General features: G+C 33.9%; 22 protein-coding genes and 1 tRNA gene. 6 read left to right on the top strand and 17 right to left on the bottom strand.

Going from position 1 to position 19,705, the window contains the following annotated elements; genetic code table 11:
- Positions 1-174: 174 nt before the first annotated feature.
- The 11 genes from traU to AAGD39_RS02135 all read right to left on the bottom strand — a co-directional run bounded on the left by traU (position 175) and on the right by AAGD39_RS02135 (position 9,514).
- Entirely contained in the window at positions 175-1,161 is a 987-nt protein-coding gene (gene traU, locus AAGD39_RS02185; RefSeq protein WP_341756993.1) for a conjugal transfer pilus assembly protein TraU, read from the bottom strand.
- A 30-nt stretch (positions 1,162-1,191) separates the two neighbouring features.
- Complete coding sequence (gene traW, locus AAGD39_RS02180; protein ID WP_341756992.1) at positions 1,192-1,890, bottom strand: type-F conjugative transfer system protein TraW; 699 nt, start codon at positions 1,888-1,890, stop codon at positions 1,192-1,194.
- On the bottom strand, positions 1,890-4,382 hold the full coding sequence (locus AAGD39_RS02175; RefSeq protein WP_341756991.1) for a TraC family protein: 2,493 nt from the start codon (positions 4,380-4,382) through the stop codon (positions 1,890-1,892). The genes traW and AAGD39_RS02175 overlap by 1 nt, the downstream gene beginning before the upstream one ends.
- Entirely contained in the window at positions 4,376-4,612 is a 237-nt protein-coding gene (locus AAGD39_RS02170) for a conjugal transfer protein TraV (protein ID WP_341756990.1), read from the bottom strand. Before AAGD39_RS02170 ends, AAGD39_RS02175 begins: the two co-directional genes overlap by 7 nt.
- Entirely contained in the window at positions 4,612-6,084 is a 1,473-nt protein-coding gene (locus AAGD39_RS02165; protein WP_341756989.1) for a TraB/VirB10 family protein, read from the bottom strand. The genes AAGD39_RS02170 and AAGD39_RS02165 overlap by 1 nt, the downstream gene beginning before the upstream one ends.
- 30 nt (positions 6,085-6,114) lie before the next feature.
- Positions 6,115-6,468, bottom strand: a complete 354-nt coding sequence (locus tag AAGD39_RS02160; RefSeq protein WP_341756988.1) for a hypothetical protein — start codon at positions 6,466-6,468, stop codon at positions 6,115-6,117.
- Positions 6,440-6,862, bottom strand: a complete 423-nt coding sequence (locus AAGD39_RS02155) for a hypothetical protein (protein WP_341756987.1) — start codon at positions 6,860-6,862, stop codon at positions 6,440-6,442. The genes AAGD39_RS02160 and AAGD39_RS02155 overlap by 29 nt, the downstream gene beginning before the upstream one ends.
- Complete coding sequence (locus tag AAGD39_RS02150) at positions 6,859-7,407, bottom strand: TraE/TraK family type IV conjugative transfer system protein (protein ID WP_341756986.1); 549 nt, start codon at positions 7,405-7,407, stop codon at positions 6,859-6,861. Before AAGD39_RS02150 ends, AAGD39_RS02155 begins: the two co-directional genes overlap by 4 nt.
- On the bottom strand, positions 7,404-7,712 hold the full coding sequence (locus tag AAGD39_RS02145; protein WP_341756985.1) for a hypothetical protein: 309 nt from the start codon (positions 7,710-7,712) through the stop codon (positions 7,404-7,406). The genes AAGD39_RS02150 and AAGD39_RS02145 overlap by 4 nt, the downstream gene beginning before the upstream one ends.
- A 285-nt stretch (positions 7,713-7,997) precedes the next feature.
- Positions 7,998-8,750, bottom strand: coding sequence for a DUF1376 domain-containing protein (locus AAGD39_RS02140; RefSeq protein ID WP_341756984.1), 753 nt, complete (start codon positions 8,748-8,750; stop codon positions 7,998-8,000).
- Between the two features lie 521 nt (positions 8,751-9,271).
- The gene (locus AAGD39_RS02135) at positions 9,272-9,514 is read right to left on the bottom strand and encodes a hypothetical protein (RefSeq protein ID WP_341756983.1); all 243 of its coding nucleotides are present in this window, start codon (positions 9,512-9,514) and stop codon (positions 9,272-9,274) included.
- Between the two features lie 272 nt (positions 9,515-9,786).
- Between AAGD39_RS02135 and AAGD39_RS02130 the strand changes: the two genes are divergently transcribed.
- The 3 genes from AAGD39_RS02130 to AAGD39_RS02120 all read left to right on the top strand — a co-directional run bounded on the left by AAGD39_RS02130 (position 9,787) and on the right by AAGD39_RS02120 (position 12,345).
- Positions 9,787-9,987, top strand: coding sequence for a hypothetical protein (locus AAGD39_RS02130; protein WP_341756982.1), 201 nt, complete (start codon positions 9,787-9,789; stop codon positions 9,985-9,987).
- A gap of 318 nt (positions 9,988-10,305) precedes the next feature.
- The gene (locus AAGD39_RS02125; protein WP_341756981.1) at positions 10,306-10,770 is read left to right on the top strand and encodes a hypothetical protein; all 465 of its coding nucleotides are present in this window, start codon (positions 10,306-10,308) and stop codon (positions 10,768-10,770) included.
- Positions 10,771-10,785: 15 nt separating this feature from the next.
- Positions 10,786-12,345, top strand: a complete 1,560-nt coding sequence (locus AAGD39_RS02120) for a recombinase family protein (protein ID WP_341757208.1) — start codon at positions 10,786-10,788, stop codon at positions 12,343-12,345.
- Here the strand turns inward: AAGD39_RS02120 and AAGD39_RS02115 are convergent.
- Positions 12,301-12,377, bottom strand: a tRNA-Arg gene (locus AAGD39_RS02115). The two genes, AAGD39_RS02120 and AAGD39_RS02115, sit on opposite strands and share 45 nt — an antisense overlap.
- A gap of 235 nt (positions 12,378-12,612) precedes the next feature.
- On the opposite strand from AAGD39_RS02115, the gene AAGD39_RS02110 reads away from it, so the two are divergent.
- A complete protein-coding gene (locus AAGD39_RS02110) occupies positions 12,613-13,347 on the top strand; it encodes a Bax inhibitor-1/YccA family protein (RefSeq protein WP_341756980.1) in 735 nt (244 codons plus the stop codon).
- A 30-nt stretch (positions 13,348-13,377) separates the two neighbouring features.
- Here the strand turns inward: AAGD39_RS02110 and AAGD39_RS02105 are convergent, their stop codons facing one another.
- From AAGD39_RS02105 to AAGD39_RS02090, 4 genes are read right to left on the bottom strand one after another with little or no spacing between them, the layout of a single operon-like run.
- A complete protein-coding gene (locus AAGD39_RS02105; RefSeq protein WP_341756979.1) occupies positions 13,378-13,911 on the bottom strand; it encodes a DUF6314 family protein in 534 nt (177 codons plus the stop codon).
- The gene (gene gltX / locus AAGD39_RS02100) at positions 13,893-15,293 is read right to left on the bottom strand and encodes a glutamate--tRNA ligase (protein WP_341756978.1); all 1,401 of its coding nucleotides are present in this window, start codon (positions 15,291-15,293) and stop codon (positions 13,893-13,895) included. Before gltX ends, AAGD39_RS02105 begins: the two co-directional genes overlap by 19 nt.
- A 12-nt stretch (positions 15,294-15,305) precedes the next feature.
- Complete coding sequence (ubiG, locus tag AAGD39_RS02095) at positions 15,306-16,046, bottom strand: bifunctional 2-polyprenyl-6-hydroxyphenol methylase/3-demethylubiquinol 3-O-methyltransferase UbiG (protein WP_341756977.1); 741 nt, start codon at positions 16,044-16,046, stop codon at positions 15,306-15,308.
- A gap of 28 nt (positions 16,047-16,074) precedes the next feature.
- Positions 16,075-16,242 carry a hypothetical protein gene (locus AAGD39_RS02090; RefSeq protein ID WP_341756976.1) on the bottom strand — a complete coding sequence of 56 codons (168 nt, stop codon included), beginning with the start codon at positions 16,240-16,242 and terminating at the stop codon, positions 16,075-16,077.
- 254 nt (positions 16,243-16,496) lie between these two features.
- Here AAGD39_RS02090 and AAGD39_RS02085 point away from each other — a divergent pair, with 254 nt between their 5' ends.
- Positions 16,497-17,285 carry a metal ABC transporter permease gene (locus AAGD39_RS02085; RefSeq protein WP_341756975.1) on the top strand — a complete coding sequence of 263 codons (789 nt, stop codon included), beginning with the start codon at positions 16,497-16,499 and terminating at the stop codon, positions 17,283-17,285.
- Between the two features lie 122 nt (positions 17,286-17,407).
- Positions 17,408-17,821 (top strand): helix-turn-helix domain-containing protein, encoded by a 414-nt coding sequence (locus tag AAGD39_RS02080; RefSeq protein WP_341756974.1) that lies wholly within the window; start codon positions 17,408-17,410, stop codon positions 17,819-17,821.
- A 21-nt stretch (positions 17,822-17,842) separates the two neighbouring features.
- On the opposite strand, the gene AAGD39_RS02075 is transcribed toward AAGD39_RS02080, so the two are convergent.
- Positions 17,843-18,661, bottom strand: coding sequence for an SPOR domain-containing protein (locus AAGD39_RS02075; RefSeq protein ID WP_341756973.1), 819 nt, complete (start codon positions 18,659-18,661; stop codon positions 17,843-17,845).
- Between the last annotated feature and the right edge of the window lie 1,044 nt (positions 18,662-19,705).

Raw genomic sequence — 19,705 nt, 5'->3', positions numbered from 1 at the left:
CAGGATGCTTGCAGTTTAATCTTTACCTCACAGCTTAGATTCTCTTTAAAAGCCGAGTACATTGTCCTGGTAGCTTCAAACAAAGAATTACTTCAGTGCCTGTACCAGTAGGCTACTGTTGGTAGAACAACAGGTTTAATCAATTTTCATAGTTAAACAATCATATATATAACCTCACATCGCCCATAAGCAGCAGTCCCTTTTTCGCCAAATTAGATACCCCCAATCTTCACCTGTGATCGGAAATTCCCGCCCGCCTTGCCATAACACTTCTGTCTGACCAATGCGTTTACAAGAACTAGTCTCAGGGATCGGGTAAGTCATTTGCAACCGATACTGACTTTTCTTAATAATGGGCATTGGATATTTACCGCACATTCCTCGCTTACCGTAATAGCCCCATAGAGTTAATTGCCTATGCAACTTGGCCATAAATTTTGATACTAATAGTAGGGATGTAGCAACCCCGCCGTTGTGGTGAGCTGTTGTACCAGTAAATGGATAAAGCGCCCCCTGACAACCAGCACACCAAAATATACGATCAACAGATAAACCAGTGCTAGAAGCTAAACAATCAGCTATACAAGCTGAGTTTGCTATGATAGCAGTGGCAGCAAAAAATAAAGCTTCCGGATTTAAGATAGTTGATTTTGCATCATCACCCCATAGCGGATCAAATTCTGTTAAATAAGCAACATCAACAGCCATCATTTCTAGGCAAACAAAATCAAGTAAGATTTCTAACCAGTAAATAACTGGATATATATACCAATGCACGTGATAAAAACTCGTTCCTTCTGTATCATCCCGCATGCCCTTTTGATGTGAGTTACCTAGCAAAATCCCCCCTAAACTAACCATACACATTGGTGATTTAGTCACATCAGCTAACCTAACCGGTTCCCAAAGACCAACAGGAATACCGGGAACAGGTACAGGAATCCCTGGACGTGGGCAAACACATAATATATCCCTAGGCGAGTCAGTATCAGGCATTGAACTTCCTGCAATCTTGATCCCAGCAATAGTTATTGGAAATAAACATTTCCAGCAAACATCAGTAATAGGATTGACAAATCTCCCTGTACAACCAACTGCTCCATAAGATCTTGTGCTTGCTAGTACGGCTATGGTTAATGTTAGAAAAGTTACTATTCTCATCCTTTAAAATTTACCTGTTTAGAGTTATTTTTACTTTTTTGTAATGTAAACTTCCTTAATCTTTAGCATCTTCTCCTCCTGCCATATTATTGCCGGAATTGCCTCTATGTTAAAACGCTCAGTTAGTAACCCGCCTTGGTCAAAATAAATAGGTCTTGCTAATTTTTCCGACAATTCAATTGGAGAACCATTGGTAAGAACAATCTTGCCTTTTTGACTAATTGCCCAATCTATCTGCTGTTGATCGTCACCATCAATGAAAATCAGTGACTGCCCCCAACTAATACTATCAATAGGATTCACTTTAGTGCCAGCTGCTACTATAATTTTACCATGATGGTCAGTTATCGGCTCTATTTGGGTTATGCTAGGATTATACGTCCAACTTCTATTTTGACTTGCTCGTTTTAAGCCTAGTACAGTACTTGGACGCATTATTTTGTTAATTGCCCGCTCTTTAAATTGTTGTTGCATTGCCTGTAATTTACCATCCTTACTAGCTTTAGCCAATTTCTCAGCAATTACTTCAAGTAGTGATTGTTCAATTATTGGAAATACATGACCATGTACGCCGTAATCTTTTATCCTTATTATTTCCTTTGACTCTTTTATGTCTTTATTCTTCTTTTCCACCTTACTTGCCTTAACTGCATCTTCAATTGATCCTAAAGCAATTTGTACCATAGCTAATAAGGCAGATAAAAAAACTGTGAGTTTTAGGCTTGCCATTAATGCACTCCTCTCTCTTTAAGAATATCTTCAATGGACGCTGTTAAGTTCATACCTCTTTCCATACGTTGTTCGACCTGTTGATATTCGTTAGCATCAGTTGATAATAGCAACAAATTAAATGGATCAATCATTAGCCGTCCAACAATCCCCTGAATATTAGGACCGAATATTGCTGCTTCACTATAATGGTGCTTTACAGAATGAATGGACTGCATAAGATTAAGCTTCCAATCTTCTTTAACAAAATGAGCAAGCTGAGAAATTGAACGCATAGCAGTTAACGACTCAGGGTTTTGTTTTAGAATCACCTTATGGCTACTTCCTGCGAAAATTTTCTCAAATGGACCACCTTCTAAAGGGAAAAAATCAGTTAAGTGCTGCGTTGCCACTACAATGGCCGTATTATACTTTCTGACTATCCGACTTGATTCATCAACAAATTCTCCGGCTTTCTTACTCTTGATAGTCTTTTTCATCTCATCAATGATAATGAGCGATGGAATATCACGATTACTCTTTGCCATAGTACGATTAATATGAACCATCATCATTTGAGTTACTACTGTCATTAATTCCGGAAAGTTCCGCAAGTTGTCAGTCTCTATTACTACCACTCTTGAATTTAATGACAATTCCGCCTTGCCACTAAAGAACTTGCCATATTGACCTTCTCGTGTAAAAGGAAATAACATATTGCCAAGCTCCTTAGCATATGATTCTTCTTTAGCCATTAGCCAGTCAGCAATATCAGTTATTTCTGCTTTAGCCCCATTTGTTTTCCATACTTCAATTAAGGCTTGTTGTAGCATCGGTTGCTGTAAATCATTTGTACCGTATTGCGGAGCAGCCATTGTCGCTAATACTAGCGGGAAACTTCCTAAAAAATCAGCACGTGCCTCAGATGACTTAGGATCGTTACCTTCAGGAATTTCAGAGAAAGGATTAATGGAAATTGGGTATCTAGTATCAAATTCAATATAATTGCCCTTTAACAAAAGACAGCTATGTTTAAAGCTTCGACCATAATCAAGGACAAATACCTTGCCTCCCACTCCAAGCGTTGACCACATTAGTTCCTGCAAAAATACCGATTTACCGCTTCCTGAAACGCCTGCTACACAAACATTATAATTTTCTGCAGCTTCCATGCTACCACTACCATGTTGCTTGATATGCGGCATCAAGCTACTACCAAACGGTGACCAATACATTATTTGCCCCCTTCTACCACTTAGCAACATACCGGGAGAAGTTAGATCACCCTTCCATTCACCAATAATAGGCAGTAATGCCTTAGTCTCACTTGATACTGTTTTAATACCACGACCAAGGTTACGTAATGCTACACCCATTCCACCAATATTGTCAGCAATTATCCCTTTCTCTGCTGAAACTAGCTGCATGGGTAATGATGCTAACATAACTGCTAAATGATCATTATTACACGGCACAAAATAAAAACCATTACGTCTCATCATGGAGCAATAACTGGCTGCTACATCTTTAACTTTTTTAGGACTACAACTAACAATGACATTCATATGCAGAGTTATCATCCTATCACCGCCTTGCAGTGATTTAACCGCTGCATTTAAATCCTTTGCTTCATGTTCGATGTCAGGAAACAACTTACCCATACCTGCCGCTATATTTCGTTCCAGTGCTTCCCTTTTAGTAATTGCTCCGGCTTTTGCTACTGCTTGGTTGGTTAATATTTGAACACCTAAATGAATTAGATAATTAGATTTAATATAATCCTGTCTACGCAATTCATTACCAATAAATAGGTCCATTAATGCTAATCGCCAGTCAGTCGGTCTTTTGACCACTTCTAAAGTAATAAAAGCTTCCTCATACCCTAGTAACACCATATCTTCTTTGACAAAAGCTGAGAAATCACTAGGCAATATTTGCTCTGATAATATCTCATACGGGTTTAGTACAGGCTGTTCCTCTTTATCCCGCCAACCAAAAATAGTTCTAACAAATTTGAGAAAAATAGTTGCGTCAACATTTTCCGTATAAAGACCAATACTACGAAATGTATTCTTTAAAATTTCTCTTCTTCTTTCCATTGCATCAAGATCAACTTGCATTGCTGGAATAGTTACCGAAATTAGTAACACTACATCTTTAACTATTCCTTCTTTTGCTTTAAGACGAAAGAAATCAGTTCTTCTTTTTGCAAGATTGTAAAATATTTCCTCCCGGCGATAAAACTGCCAGTTATCTAAAAAATGATTAATCTGATCACTACCAATCATTAATACTTGCAATGAGCTCCCACTGGGCAAATTTTCTTCATCTTTTAAGAATTCAGCAATCTCTCCTTGTGCCTGCACGCTTGTTCCTACCAAAGGATTGCCCATTAAAACAAAACCAATAGAACCTCTATTAAAGAAAAATCCTGTGTCTTCGTCATATGATTCATAAACAAAATGCGGTGATAATCGCTCTCTTGCAAAATCTTGATGCACTTTAGCTAGCATTTTTTTTCCTTATTTTTTTTCATACATTTCTGAGAACAAATTGCATCATTATACTTGAAACTAGGGCTATTTGGATCAAATTTGCCTTGATCAGCCATTTTGTTAATTTCATATAGAGATTTACAATGCTCACCATCCGGAATCTTGCAATCAAAATCACTTCTGTAGGGCCAAATTTTACAGCTACTAACACTGATAGCTAAAAGAAAAAATAACAAAAGTCTGCTCATTAATAGCCTCTTTGTTTAGATGGAGATAAAGGTTGGTCATTGTTCCAATCCTCCACATCAATAAATTTTTGTTGCATAGCACTTATTGCTGTTTGTCCTCTATCGGCATCTAAGTTACGAGAAGTATGAAAACCTTGAGAAGCTTGAGAAACAGAAGAATCTTCAGAATAATATTGCTCCTCATTAACATCTGAATAATCAATACCGGTAGGTGGTTTGATTAGTTTGCCCTGAGAAGTACTATTATCCTGCAGTTTTAGTCCAAAACCTTTCTTAAACACCACATCAACAACTCTACCACTACCAACGACAATTACCGGACTCATTTGATCAGCTCGCTTAATAGCATAATCAGCAAATTTCTCTAATGCATTACCAACTCCAGCAAATGTTCCAGCCTTTAACGAATCTTTTGCTTTCAAGGCGTGTTGTTGTCCGGTAATTGGTGATATAGGGAAAACGCTATTAGTTGCTTGGTTTTGGAAAAACTGTGAGATACCGCTAAGCATACCGCTCAGTACTGCCATGCGAGCCACATCTGAGGATTTATCCACTACTACTCCCTTAATACCGTTTCTACCATCTTCACCAATTAACCACCCTTCAACTTGATGTTTTTCTATAATCTGATTATTACGATTGACTAATGATACAGATTCAAGACGACATCTTGCTCTCTCAGATGAGATATTACCAGTACAAGAGCCGATAGCTATTGCTTCCTTAATTTGTTGAGTCAAGTAGCCTTTCGAGAATATCGCATGATCTACTAACCTTAGCACAATTGGTTCAGGCGTGTCAGCGGCAGATGTCCCAGTACCTACCACCATTCCAGTTAGTAACACCGCTCTTGCAAAACTACCAGTAGTAATATAATCCTTAACATCCTTCTTTAGGATGCCACCTACTCTTTTAATATAACCTAGTTTCTTCCTTGCTGGTGGTGATGCTGGCGGCAAAGAAGGTGAAGTTTGTAGAAGGGATTGGGATTTAGGATTACCAAGAACCCGAATACCCATATTCTCATCTTCTAGTTCAAGCTCACCACCTCCTTGTTGTTGGTTTAGTAGCTCTATTTTTGAGTTTAATATTTCAATTTGCTCTTTAGTTTCTTCTGATTGTTTTTTGAGTAAAACTTCAATATCGGATTTCATCACTTTAATATCATTAGTCACCTCAGATGTCCACTTTGCCCTAGGATCGACTGCCTTAGCTACTCCTGATATCTCAGGACGCTGCTCATCGTATACCTGCATACTTTCAACTTCCGATATAACAGGCTTTTGCCCACCAAAGAACCAAAACAAAAATAATATGGTTATCCCGCCCAAACCCAATAGATGAGTAGGTTTGGTTCTTGCTAATTTTAACCAGTTTACTCCTTTATCCCTAAAATCCTTAAAAGATAAGGCGGCAATCTTTAATTGCCCGATAAAGCCTCTTATGCTTCCTTTGTTCTCTTCTCTACCCATGCAATCTACTCGCGTATCTCCTATTGGTTATCAGGTCACTTTCATGCCACCTGCTATCCACTCAAGATAGAAACCAAGGATTACCCCAATAGCAACTATCACGCCAGCTAACTTGATATTACCACGTACCACTGACCAAATAGATGATAAAACAGTTGCTGCTGACAAACCAATAGTCTTAACTTTACCATTAGCTAATCCCCCAGCTTTATCTAACTGGTTTTCAAGCGAAGCAGCAAAAGTAATTTCAGGCAATAAACAAATGTAACACAGAAGAAAGAATGCTACCAAAGCAGTAAATTCTACTGTTTTTGATAGTGCTACTTGATTATCTAGCAGCAGTGATTTGTTATAGTTATTGGTTATTTGGTAATTTTTTCTCATTGTTTATCCTTTCTTTAGTATTGCTTAATTCATTGTCCAAATTAAATTTTATTAGCCGCACAGGACTTGGACTTTTCTCGGTAAAACGCAGAGATAAATCCTGTACGGTTTCATTGTCACCAAATATAGTGATAAACACTCCCTCTGCTCCTGCTTGAGGCAAAACAACTAGACATCCCGAAGAATGAATTACTGCCTCTACTGCTTCCTGTGGATGCACAAAAATATCAAGGATCTTTTCACCAACGATAGTAATGCGAGTAGGTCCTGACTTAGCAATTTGTAGCTCTAGTATCGCATCTTCAATCATTGGATAACCAATGGCTCTAGCTTCGCTGGCAAATAAGCTCAACATTAGCATGAATGTTAAGTATAATTTCTGAAGTTTTTTCACCTGATTTGTTCCTCTACGCTGGTTAATAACAAAACCCCTCTCACCCCTCTTTTATAACCTAGTAGATAGGTCTTTTCTTCAGCTACCTGCTTGTCAGAACCACCAAACCAATAATGAAATGTACCGGTAATCAACACACCACTGTCAACTACTTTTGGAGTTTTTAGAAAAAATGTACTACTAACATTTGAACCTTTAACAAACTGTAAATGTTCTTTAAAAAACTTATCTAGCTGAAGGTTGGAGGAAGAAATAATTTTAATATTAGCTATTTGACTTTCTACCCTTTCAGGAGAAGTATAAAATAATTCTCTCATGACAAACTCAGCCCACTCTTTTAAATAAGTTTCATGGTAAATGCTAGACGACACACTCATTCTTCGGTCACTCTCAATTGCTGGAATTAATAACCATTTTTCCTCCCTATTAATTAGCGAGACGACACTAATTAACGTAGTAACTGATAGAGTTAATGTGATGATCAGCAAATGTTGGTTATACTTAACCAAGCTTTGGATTGATTGTTGCTTAAATAAATGATTCATTTGCCTATTCTTTTGTTCAGTAAAGCAGGATAGCCCTTAGGGGCTGGCAGAATACCTTTTGCTACCAAATAACTCTTCAGCAGAAAATATTCAGAGAGTTTTTTAAACTTCTTGAATCCATAACAAAGTATGATGCCAATTATTATGAAACTAAGCCCAAGTGTAGCATTAGCACTATTCAAGAAAATTAAACCCGGAATACCACCAAGCAGTAGTACTCCCCATTCATCTATCGTCAGCCCCATATATTTTAACGGTCTTGATAATGACCAATATAACGTTTGGTTAAGATTATTATTGTGCATCTTTACTACCGTTAGATGATTTTTCACTTGAAGTTGGTAAGGTCATATTTTCTTAGTTTCTAATTTTTTTAATAGCTAGGCGTAATTGCTATCTTGGTTCTTTACTTCACTTCTTCCTCTATCTTCTCACCTTAATAAACCATCGATAGCAATTACTATTGCGATACTATGAAAGATTTTTACCTTGTGCAATAGGATGTTCATGGCAGGAAACGATAATTTATCCTATAACATTGAAGAGAAGCTGAAAAATAACTAGAATTAGTTCATGTGGTGATACAAGGTTTAAAAACATCGTTGTATTTCAGCAGTGAAATAAGCAAAAGATTTTGGATGTTCTAGATTTTGCTTGCTAATACGCTGGAGTATTAGAGCAATTTTTTGATAGATAGAATCGATACTAATACCAGCTTTTATCCATTCAACTAGCAAAAATTGATCCTTGGGGAAAAGCATACTATGTTCACTAAAGAGTAATTGCAGTTTATTATATAATTCGTGATAAACGGTTAATTGTTTTGAGTTATCCACAGACCTATCTATATCATCTAATCTTAAATCAATATCTTTCTTTTTAGACGCACGTGCGTAGCATTGCAATTGCATATGCTGTGGTACTGCAGTTGCATATGCTGTAGCATCATTTAATTTACAATTTTTTCTTCCTATTGATACAATATTTTCAATTATTTTATCATCGATATTGCAACTCTGTTTACCCCATCTCTTCCCGGCTTTCAGAGAATTTTGTTGTGATATTAAAATAGTTTTTTGGTATTCTTTTTTGAGTTCAGTATGAGTAAATGTTTTGTCAGAAAAAATGAAAAAATTTTGTAAAATTTTTTTGTAATTTTGCCATTTTTTTGGTGTAATGCGTAAATAATGAGCAATTTTTGTATCATCATGTGGTAGTTTTCCACCACTTATCCACATATGTTCCAATAGACGAATATAAACACCATATTCATCATGTTTTAGTAACTCTGCATCCTTAATAATAGTTGATGGATAAAAGAGTTTACGGTAGAATTCTGTCATAATTAATGTCCTTGTTAATTAATATAAATTAGTAAAATATCGAGGCTAAAAAAATAGTTCATTCTATGAAACCAAAAAAAATCTTTAAAAAATTGGAAAAAAGTTCTAATTTTCTTTAGATTTTCTAAAAAATTTCCTACTAATTTTATAGTTTTTATAGTCTTTAAAAACTTACCCACGTGTTTTCCACAGAATTATACACAATATTTGTGGGTAATTTTAATACCATTAATTGGTTGTTTAGTAGTATTTTGTAGTCAATAATGTTGTAAAAATTACTTATGTAAAAAAATAATGCTAAATTATTAAGAGAATATTAGGTAATGATTAAAACTTAAAATGATCATAAAAGATTGGACAACCAAATATCCTGTAAACAGATATATGAATTATTGTACTGTCTTATATCACCAGCTCTTCATGGTTGTTTAATATGTTTAAAACATCAGAAATATGGAAATTATTATCTGATACATAAGAGTTATTGATTGGATTTTGATATGTTAATTACGATTGATATACTAATTATCACGAAAAGAATTAGCATGTAATGTTTCTTTCTCAAATAATTTATCAGAAAGCCTATGGAAATCATTAGCTGAAACTGCTCCTAAAGTTGCAATATAAATTTTAACAATGACATCATGCTTTGGCATAACATTTTCATGGATATATTTATGTACTTGACTTCTATTCTTACCTATTTTCTTAGCAAATATATGAATTTGCATTTGTTTCAGCTCTAACCACTTTTCTAATCTCATATAGCCTTAAAATAATTAACCTATAAATTACAGATATCTTCATTTAGCAAAGCATCGTTTGCTGAATACTCCAAAATATTTAGTAATTAGTTCATGTAATGAACTAATTACTAAATATTTTACAAAACTATATCGCTTATAAAGCTCAAGTTAAAGGCAACTGGTTTTATAAAACAAATTATTTTCTGTTACATATCATGAACTTACAGTTGTGTAATATAAAATTATGTTGAATGCTAAAATTATAAAAATAAAAAGAGCTGAAAATAATTATGCCTATAAAAGAATGTAATGAACGTACCAAGGAAGAAATCTATGCTAGCATAGTCTTTAGGATAAAAGTAATGTACCATAACCAAATCACTGACTCGGAAGCTCATGAAGCTGCGAGAAACTTAATTAGCTTCTGCCAAGAAATTATTAATTACAAGATGAAAAAGAAAGAAAAGGAAGACAACGAAAATAACAATTAACAGTAAAAAAACTGTTATTGACTTTAGGGGAGTATAGTTTAAAATTAAAAATGAAGTAACTGTAAAGTTACTTTGGGGTGTCGAAACCTGTAGTCCGTTAGTGGTAAGCATCAGCCATTAAATGATAAATCCTCGATTTTTATGGTCGGGGAGATGTTAGCTATGTTCAAGGCTTAAGGTGGGAATCTTAAGCCTAAAGGCTAACGTAGCTGTCTAGCGGCGGTTTTTCGAACTCCCCGATCGCCAAAGTAATCTCTCAAGATTCTTTGGTGATTAAAACTTAATAACTTTAAGTTTAATCACAAAGGGGATACTGCTATGACATACACAACAACTTTGCCTTCTGAAGTCATCATCTTTTTTAATCCGACTTATGACCACCCTAAGGACTTGAAACTTAGAGATGATGTCATTACTACCAGCCAACAAGAAGGACTAACAATAGTAGAAATCATTGAATCTACAGGACCTTATGATTATTCTACTCTTGGCAAGTTAATTCGTCGAGTACTGATTTGTAGTGATAAATCTGTCATCATTCTAATTGACGAGGATCTGCTATATACACCAATTAATACGTTACTTTGGTCTGTACTTGGTACTTTATCATCTGATAACCTAATCACCGTTAATACTTACACAAGGTTTTATGAAAAAGTACTTTTGCAAAAGATAGATATAAAAGATGATTATTTTTTATACGTTGCTTCTACTTATTGTAAGAGATACCATACATTTGGTAGTAAAAAATCAAATTTAAATATAAATAAATTTATTAATTAAAATAGGAAAAAATTTATGACAGAGGAAGTTAAAAAAGCAATAATATTAGCTAGAGTTTCTTCCAAAGAACAAGAAGACGGTTATTCTATTGAAGCCCAAAAATATCGTTTACAAGAATATTGTACTCGTAAAGGTTTAGAGATTTTAAAAATCTTTGAATTTTCTGAGTCGTCTACTATTGGTAATCGCAAAAAATTTATGGAAGCTATAGATTTTGCTAGGAAACAGAAAGAATTAGTTGCAATTGTAACTGATAAAGTTGATCGGTTGCAACGTAGTTATAAGGAGACACCATTATTAAACGATTTAATTGAGAAAGGCAAAATAGAACTGCATTTTTATACAGAAAATTGCATTATTCATAAAAACTCTACTTCACAAGACAGGATGATGTGGAACATTTTTGTGATGATGGCTCAGTCTTATGTTGATAGTTTGAGAGATAATATTAATCGTAGTATAGAGCAAAAATTACGTCTAGGTGAGTGGGTTAGTACTGCCCCTATCGGTTATCTGCATGTGACAGGTAAAGAGTCAGAACGTGGCAAAGGACAAATCATCGTTGATCCTGACCGTGCACCGCTTGTGAAGAAAATATTTGAAACTTATGCTACCGGTAATTATACATTATTAGAAATATTGAGAAAAACTCGAGAATGGGGTTTACGTAATTCTCATGGTAACCAAGGCTATTTATGTTGTTCTCATATATACAAAATTATTCAAAATCCGTTTTATTACGGGGTAATGAGATTACTAAAAACTGGCAAACAATATTCGCATATATATCCTCCTATAATTAGTAAGGAACTATTTGATGCTTGCCAAAGAGTGCGTCTTAGCTGGAATAAAAAACCGTTTAAACATGGAGAAAAAGAGTATATATTTAGAGGGTTGATAAAATGTGCTGCTACTGGTCGAGTTGTTACTGCTGAAACCAAAAGGAAAACCTATGTTAATGGTAAAACAACAGAGTGGACATATTTACGAGTTTGGAAACATGGTAATACTAATAAAAGAATCTACGTACAAGAAGAACAAGTATTAAAAGAAGTAGAACAAATATTAGCAATGCTTCGTTTAGATTCTGGATTATTATCTGAAGTAATTTCTTATATTAAAAGCTCAGCAAAAATTGAGCAAGATTTTCATAAGAGGAGAATAGGTGAGTTATATACTGAACAAACAAAAATAACAACACGTATGAACAGACTCACTGATCTATTTTTAGACGGTGATATTACAAAAGGAGACCATGAAAAAAAACGTAAAGAATTAGTACAAAAACGAGCAGAAATTGCTATAGAAATAGAAAACCACGAAATGGCAGATAACAAATTCTCACAGCACCTGATAAGCTTAGTAGAAATGGCTTCCGGAAGCCTAGAAACGTTTAAAGGTTCGACTGCTACAGAAAAACGTAAATTGTTAAATTGTGTGTTTGCGAACCTAGAACTGAATGGCTGTAAGCTATACTATACCTTGCGTCCACCGTTTGATCTATTCATAAAATGTACCAAAATTGGAGAGTGGTGCACCCGGAGGGAGTCGAACCCCCAGCCTTATGATCCGTAGTCATATACTCTATCCAATTGAGCTACGGGTGCCTTATATCTGCCTTGTACTGGATACAGGATGCCATTGTGTGCTTATTTTGATAAAACACTCTTAAAAGAAAGTGGTGAAATCTTTAGAAAAAGCACAATATATCCTTAATCTCCTGTTATGTCAACATCATATACCATTTATCAGCATATTTAGAATTTTCTTCTTGAAAACAAAAGGCTTGAAGCTTATACTGTATATTACGGTATAAATAACGACATATTCATGGGGTTTCTTATGGTTGATTATACAAAAACTTTTACTGCCACTCAGAAAACATATGATGCAGGACTGAGAGAATACATGCTGAAAGTCTATAATTATATGGCTTTGGCTTTGGTATTAACTGGAGTAACAGCCATTGCTACTATATCATTTGAGCCGTTAGCCAGACTTTTATTTCAGATTGGACCAAATGGACAATTTATGGGTAATACTGGTTTGGGAACGTTGGTAATGATTTCTCCGGTGGGGATTGCTTTGTACTTCTTTATGGGCTTTGGCAAGATGAGCTTAGATACTACTAAAGTGTTATTTTGGGTTTACGCTGCTTTAACAGGTATGTCTCTAGCATCTCTTGGGTTTATCTATACAGGAGAATCAATTGCTCGGACTTTCTTCATTTGTTCATCTGTCTTTGGGGCAATGAGTCTTTATGGATACAGTACCAATAGGGATTTGACCTCGATCGGTTCATTTCTTGTTATGGGATTATTTGGTCTCATCATTGTATCGTTGGTTAATATGTTCTTACAAAGTTCTGCTATATATTTCGCAACATCTCTAATCGGAGTTGCTGTATTTATGGGGCTTATTGCATGGGATACTCAGAAAATTAAGTCTATGTATTTTATGTCTGGTGGTGGAGAATTAGGACAAAAAATGTCTATAATGGCTGCTTTTAGCTTATATTTAGATTTTATCAACTTGTTCCTATATCTTCTAAGATTCTTTGGCAATAGAAGAAACTAGTTCTTGCTCTTTTCTACTTTAAAGGATTGGTTATCCTTTAAAGTAGATGGGTGATATATTCTCTACAATTCTAGTAAAACTAGTTTTTATTGTATAGTCCTTACTGGGTCCTGAAATTTTATAACTTAGCTCAAAGTAATCTTCATTCAAAAATATGTAACTAGCTTGATAAATATCCAGGTTACATTGGTGGGTGGCTTCAGCCTGGCAAGGAGTATTAGAGATAAAATGTATTTGGTAAAATAAAGTATGGTTATTCTCATTAACAAAATATTTAACAATTTTGTTTTGCTCTAGAGAATATAGATATTCCTTAAGGGCTCTTACCTTAGAGCTATTACCGTGATAGTTAACATCAAGCTCCTCTCGATATAATATGCACGGATGCTTTGAGTATAAATGCTCTTTATCCTCTATAAAATAAGCAACTCCTTTGGCTGTACCATAATTGCCTAGAACTCTCGTAATAGTATATGTTCCAACTAGGTTGTAAAATATATACTCTTCGCTGCCTTTCAAGAGTTGCTGTCGATATTGACTAGCTGTTAAATTATTTGGGTACATTGCAACCTAGCAATAGCATTTTCTTTACCAATTATGGCAATAATTTCAAAGACACTTGGAGAAGTAGTCATACCTGTCATTAAAGCTCTAACAGACTGCATGATATCTGCGAGTTTCATGTTATTATTCTTGGCTATTTCTTTAAATTTTATTTGAATTGAGTCTTTATCAAAATTTGGTAAATTCTCTAATTCCTTTATAACTTGACCCAACAAATTTTTATCACAATTATTGATTAGTTTTTTAGCATCCTCAGAATAGATAATAGGAACATTAATCAAATAAATCCTAGCTAGTTCTGCTAATTCAACTAAATTAGTACTTCTTATTTTCAAACTTGGCATTGCTTGCTGAATATATTCCTTTTCTTTCGTATTAACTTGATAATTTTCTTGCAAGCTCTGACAAATCATCTTCGTTAATGTCTGATCGTCAAGCTGACGTAAATAATGAGAATTTAAACTATCCATTTTGGCAAAATCAAGACAAGCTGGTGACTTACCTAGCCCATCAAGATCAAACCATTCTATAGCTTGTGATCTTGAAATAATCTCATCATCCTTGTGACTCCATCCTAATCTTAATAAATAATTACATAAGCTCTCAGGCAAATACCCCATATCTTGGTAAGATTCTACTCCAAGAGCCCCGTGTCTTTTAGATAATTTCGCCCCATCAGCTCCGTGTATTAACGGTATATGTACCATATTTGGTACAGACCAACCAAAGGCTTGATAAAGTAAAATTTGACGAGCAGCATTAGTTAAATGGTCATCCCCCCTGATAATATGGCTAATCTGCATATCGTGATCATCCAACACTACCGCTAACATATAGGTAGCAGTACCGTCGCTACGTAACAATACCATATCATCAAGGTGCGAGTTTTCAATAGCCACATCTCCTTGTAAAGCATCATGAATAATGGTATGACCAACTCTTGGAGTTTTCAAGCGGATAACTGGTCTACTCTTCTGCTCCTGTGAACTAGAAGGCAATACATCCCGCCAAGGGCTTTTGAACAAGAAATGTTGTTTATTAGCTATGGCATTATCTCGCTGCCTATCTATTTCCTCTTGAGAGGTAAAGCAATAATAAGCTTTCCCCTCATCGACTAATCTCAGAGCAGCTTGTTTGTATAAATCATTTCTTTTCGACTGAAAAAGCACTTCACCATCCCAATCTAAACCAAGCCATCTCAAGCCGGAAAATATAGCATCTACAGCATCTTCGGTTGATCTCGCTTGATCAGTATCCTCAATTCGTAGCAAAAACTTGCCATTATGGTGTTTAGCAAATAAATAATTAAACAATGCCGTCCTTGCCCCACCAATATGTAGAAAACCAGTAGGGGATGGGGCAAATCTAGTAATTACAGTCATATTTTCCTTTATTTAGGTTAAGTAAGCAAAATAATTTACATCTATATCATCACTTAACTGCCAACGTCTATTGACGATATTATAGGTTAAGCCCTTGAGTTCTTTAAGCTCTATATTATTATCATTAAACATCGAGTAAATTTCCGATGGTTTAAGAAATTTACTATGATCGTGGGTATTTTTGGATACCCAATTAAGTACATATTCTGCCATCAAAATAGCTAGCATATAGGATTTTATCGTACGATTAATAGTTGAAATTATAATCATGCCATCTGGTTTTACTAAACTAGCTAGGTTTTTTACAAAATCACTAGGATTATCAATATGTTCTATGACTTCTAAACAGAGTACCACATCATATTGTTTTTTATTTAAATCATTTAAAGATACTAACTCCTCAACAGTTGATTTAAGATATTGTATATTCAGATTTTGGGATGAGGCATATTGTGTCGCAATATCGATATTACTTTGCAATGCATCTATACCCGTGACTATAGCATTTAGTTTACAGAGAGGAGAGGTAATTAATCCCCCCCCACATCCTACATCTATAATTTCTAAATTTGAACAAGGTAATATGTCATCCTGCACGTTAAAATGCTCTTTTATCTTATCTAATATGTAACCAATACGAATTGGATTTATTTGATGAAGAATTTTAAATTCCCCATCTTCCTGCCACCATTGACTAGAAATCTTACTAAATTTTTCTAGTTCTACTTGATTAATAGAAGATTTTATAGACATAGTCCCTTACTAATTATAAAATTGGTTACTAATTCATTAGACTTACTGCATAAGTCAATCTAGTTGGTGATTTTGTCGTCGAAACTCGCCTCCGCTCCTCACGTACGTCTGTGTACGCGAAGGTAGCCGGCTTCGTTTCTCCTAAAAATCCCTCAACTATCTTTGATTTATGCAGCAAGTCTATTACCTTACGCATAACCATAGCAATTTAAAAATTGCAGAAAAGTACAAGACGTCATTGCGAGAAGCCACTTTGGTGGTGACTAAGCAATCCAGAAAACTTATAATTGGATTGCTTTGTCGTGCTTCACACACTTCTCGCAATGACGCTAGGCTGCTTCCCCTATGACTTTTAATACCATGCGTAATGTGAATTACTAATAATATATACCACAAAAATAATTAAGCACTAAGTGCTATTCTTAACTTATTTATTAAAAATCGTATTAAATGACTCTAATAATATTAACTATAATTCTAATCAGTTTAATTTTTGCTCCTCTTGGTTGTTTAAGTTTATGGAAAAAATATATTTATTTTGGTGATGGTCTATCGCATGCTAGTTTACTTGCTGGAAGTATTAGCATTCTCATCCATTTGCCTGTTGTTTATTCGGGATTAGTTGTCGCTATTATTTTTGCTATCTTAGTATTCACCCTAAAAAATAGATCAGGTAGCAGTAGTGTGGTAATTTTAGTATCAAACTTTATGTTATCTTTGGCTTTGGTAGTGAGTTACATGTACCCACTACAGATCAAGATTACTAGTCTATTATTTGGTGATATATTATCTGCCTCTTTAAATGATATATTAATTTTATCAGCCATATTTATGTCGGTTGTTTTTTTTATTTGCTATTTCTACCGTCAAATTATTCTAATTGTAATTAATAGAGATATTGCTCAAATTAAAGGAATAAAAGTAAAAACAATTGAATTGGCATTTTTGTTACTGTTATCTTTATCAGTATTCTCGACTATTAAAATTGTTGGAGCATTGCTTGTCACTAGTATTTTGCTAATTCCAGCAATGACAGCTAGGATGATTTCTAATAATCCTGCCCAAATGATTATTAATTCAGTTATCATAGCTTTAATTGTAAACTTCCTTGGTTTAACGGCATCATTATATCTTGACGTACCAATTACACCAATAATTACTGTAATAAATACCATAATTTATTGTTTATTCTACATAGTTTCACGAGTAACTAAGGTAGGATTTTCTAGATCATGGTAATTTAAGAATTATAATACCCCAAGTCCAGAGATAATAATCCATAATTAGTTATTAGTTGTTTACTTTATGATTAAGATACCTTAATATTTAGGAATATTGAATTTATATACAAAGTATTATATATGGCAAACTTACAGACCAAACTTAGCTCATTAATGACGCAAAAAAATATGAACGCTGTAGATATAGAGAAGAAAACTGGCTTAAGTAGAAATACTGTTTATAGTATTTTATATGGTAGTTCAAAAAATCCTAGTGCTAATAATTTACAATTAATTGCCAAAGCCTTAGATATTAGTTTAGAGGCTCTTGTTGTTAATAGTGAAATAAACTTTGAGGTACTAACTGTTGATCAGATGAAAATCTTTAGTAAAGCCACTAGTTCAACAATTAATATGTTAATTGAAAAAAATTTAAATTTTTCATTTATCAATCTTACAGCTCTAATAAATGAAGTATATGAATATGCTTTGAAAAAGCAGTCTGTTGACAGTACGTTTATAGATTGGATGATCGATAAATATCATAAACCTTGAGTTTTATTTGTTGAAAACCCATCAATGATTAGTAATTATGCAACCTTGCTGATTGTCAGAGAGTTTTTTACAGATCGCTTTAGCTTGGTTTATATTTGGATAATTACCTACTAATACTAAATAGAAAAAATTTCCTTTATCAGATTGTACCTTCTTGATATTTATAATGATATTATTAAAGGTTTTACCATATTTTTTTTTCAGTCTTTCCATTTCTTGGTTAGCCTCTGATTCAGATTTTACCGAAGCTATCTGAATTTTATATCCTCCTTGATTTGACTTATTTAATAACTGTCTATCATCGATCTTACGACGTGATTCAGTAACTTTTATTATATTTAAACCGACCTTATTTGAATTAGGTTGTTGGGCTACTGGAACAGTCTGTTGTTCTATTAAATTCTCTTTTTGTACTGGCTCGTTTTTTATTATATTAGGTAAAATTATTTCCGTTCCTTCTTCATTGTTACTTAGTTTATGTTTCTCATACTTAACCTGATCAGTTTCTATTATACCAAATAAAATTGTATCTATAGAATCAATATCTTCATCACTTTGTACTGATTTTTGTTTAGTGATATTTAATGGTTTTTCCGGTTCAGGTTGTAATGTTATAGCTTTACTAACCTTTTTTTGTTGTAAATTCTCGTAAATTATATTATTGGCATTTGGTATTACTATTCCCCCACTATCTTGTGGCTTAATTTTTGTCGGAGATTGATCGTGGTAAATCGTCACTACCTGCCCACTATCTTGGTGGTAATTAGTATACACTAAATATGTAATGACACTAAATATTGAGAGAAAAATAATAATTCTAAGCAAAATGCGATTAACCATATTTTTTATAAATATATTCCTTGAGCTTCACGGTCATCCTTATTACCCAAATGTTACTAGGGCAGTTTAAAAATCACAGGGAAACAACCGACGTCATTGCAAGGAGTATCGGTAAAAATTTGTGTCTCACAACGATACTATCCCATTTATTGTGTTGTAGTCTTAAAACTTTAGTACTCATAAGCTTTGCTCCTCTAATTTTAATTAAAATTTTAAAAATTATTTCAACTAATATGCTGATCAATTTATCATAAAAATTGGGGAAATCCTTGAAAACCTAATAAAAAAACACTACAAAAACACTATTTTTACAACCATATTCTTAGTTGAATTATTATTATAACATTCAACAAAAATAGGTTAATTTTTTAAGAAATACCCAGTTATTATAAGTTCATTTCTATTAACGATAACCAATTTAAAATTACATCAATATTAAACCAAATATCTAACCAACTTTTATATATTTTTAAATCATTATGTAACAAATTTAGTTTAGCTAGATATATGACACCAGTTCATCTCATCTCCCTAAAAATACAATAACCAAAGATAGCCAATTGAAAGCTCAGAACAGCAACAATGTTAATCATCGAAAACTATAATAACAATTTTAGCAACTGTTACTAGATTAGCACTATTCTAAAAAACTTAAAAAATTCCCTTTACTCTGCGGAAAAATAATTGTATTTATGCAAGACGATACTACGTGGTGTAGTGTCAAGCACCGAGGTTAGAAGACAATCCATCAAATTACAATCTAACCTCAGTGTCTATTTTTCGCAAAACAAAAAACAGGCTTTCACTCTATGCCCTCCTATATTAAAAATCAATAAAAAAACACTTAATATACAGTAAAAAATACTAGGTTCTGTGAAGTTTTGTAAAAAAATAAATTAAAAAGAAGGAGAGGTAGTGTATTTTCTATTTTAGACAATCAAAAATACTACCGGAATGAATTATCATATAAAAATCAGAGAATGGAAACAAATTATTGAAATATTAAGAAAAAGAAAAGCAAGAAATGAGGATAAGCTTAACCTG

This window comes from Candidatus Tisiphia endosymbiont of Nemotelus nigrinus (genome assembly GCF_964026475.1).
Lineage (GTDB): Bacteria > Pseudomonadota > Alphaproteobacteria > Rickettsiales > Rickettsiaceae > Tisiphia.
The sequence above is the reverse complement of the archived record's forward strand: the minus strand, read 5'-3'. Positions and strand labels throughout refer to the sequence as shown.

What these genes read in the sequence shown, in the direction of transcription:
- traU (WP_341756993.1), bottom strand. Translation starts at nt 1,161, where the DNA reads ATGAGAATAGTAACTTTTCTAACATTAACCATAGCCGTACTAGCAAGC.
- traW (WP_341756992.1), bottom strand. Translation starts at nt 1,890, where the DNA reads ATGGCAAGCCTAAAACTCACAGTTTTTTTATCTGCCTTATTAGCTATG.
- AAGD39_RS02175 (WP_341756991.1), bottom strand. Translation starts at nt 4,382, where the DNA reads ATGCTAGCTAAAGTGCATCAAGATTTTGCAAGAGAGCGATTATCACCG.
- AAGD39_RS02170 (WP_341756990.1), bottom strand. Translation starts at nt 4,612, where the DNA reads ATGAGCAGACTTTTGTTATTTTTTCTTTTAGCTATCAGTGTTAGTAGC.
- AAGD39_RS02165 (WP_341756989.1), bottom strand. Translation starts at nt 6,084, where the DNA reads ATGGGTAGAGAAGAGAACAAAGGAAGCATAAGAGGCTTTATCGGGCAA.
- AAGD39_RS02160 (WP_341756988.1), bottom strand. Translation starts at nt 6,468, where the DNA reads ATGAGAAAAAATTACCAAATAACCAATAACTATAACAAATCACTGCTG.
- AAGD39_RS02150 (WP_341756986.1), bottom strand. Translation starts at nt 7,407, where the DNA reads ATGAATCATTTATTTAAGCAACAATCAATCCAAAGCTTGGTTAAGTAT.
- AAGD39_RS02145 (WP_341756985.1), bottom strand. Translation starts at nt 7,712, where the DNA reads ATGCACAATAATAATCTTAACCAAACGTTATATTGGTCATTATCAAGA.
- AAGD39_RS02140 (WP_341756984.1), bottom strand. Translation starts at nt 8,750, where the DNA reads ATGACAGAATTCTACCGTAAACTCTTTTATCCATCAACTATTATTAAG.
- AAGD39_RS02135 (WP_341756983.1), bottom strand. Translation starts at nt 9,514, where the DNA reads ATGAGATTAGAAAAGTGGTTAGAGCTGAAACAAATGCAAATTCATATA.
- AAGD39_RS02130 (WP_341756982.1), top strand. Translation starts at nt 9,787, where the DNA reads ATGCCTATAAAAGAATGTAATGAACGTACCAAGGAAGAAATCTATGCT.
- AAGD39_RS02125 (WP_341756981.1), top strand. Translation starts at nt 10,306, where the DNA reads ATGACATACACAACAACTTTGCCTTCTGAAGTCATCATCTTTTTTAAT.
- AAGD39_RS02120 (WP_341757208.1), top strand. Translation starts at nt 10,786, where the DNA reads ATGACAGAGGAAGTTAAAAAAGCAATAATATTAGCTAGAGTTTCTTCC.
- AAGD39_RS02110 (WP_341756980.1), top strand. Translation starts at nt 12,613, where the DNA reads ATGGTTGATTATACAAAAACTTTTACTGCCACTCAGAAAACATATGAT.
- AAGD39_RS02105 (WP_341756979.1), bottom strand. Translation starts at nt 13,911, where the DNA reads ATGTACCCAAATAATTTAACAGCTAGTCAATATCGACAGCAACTCTTG.
- gltX (WP_341756978.1), bottom strand. Translation starts at nt 15,293, where the DNA reads ATGACTGTAATTACTAGATTTGCCCCATCCCCTACTGGTTTTCTACAT.
- ubiG (WP_341756977.1), bottom strand. Translation starts at nt 16,046, where the DNA reads ATGTCTATAAAATCTTCTATTAATCAAGTAGAACTAGAAAAATTTAGT.
- AAGD39_RS02090 (WP_341756976.1), bottom strand. Translation starts at nt 16,242, where the DNA reads ATGCGTAAGGTAATAGACTTGCTGCATAAATCAAAGATAGTTGAGGGA.
- AAGD39_RS02085 (WP_341756975.1), top strand. Translation starts at nt 16,497, where the DNA reads ATGACTCTAATAATATTAACTATAATTCTAATCAGTTTAATTTTTGCT.
- AAGD39_RS02080 (WP_341756974.1), top strand. Translation starts at nt 17,408, where the DNA reads ATGGCAAACTTACAGACCAAACTTAGCTCATTAATGACGCAAAAAAAT.
- AAGD39_RS02075 (WP_341756973.1), bottom strand. Translation starts at nt 18,661, where the DNA reads ATGGTTAATCGCATTTTGCTTAGAATTATTATTTTTCTCTCAATATTT.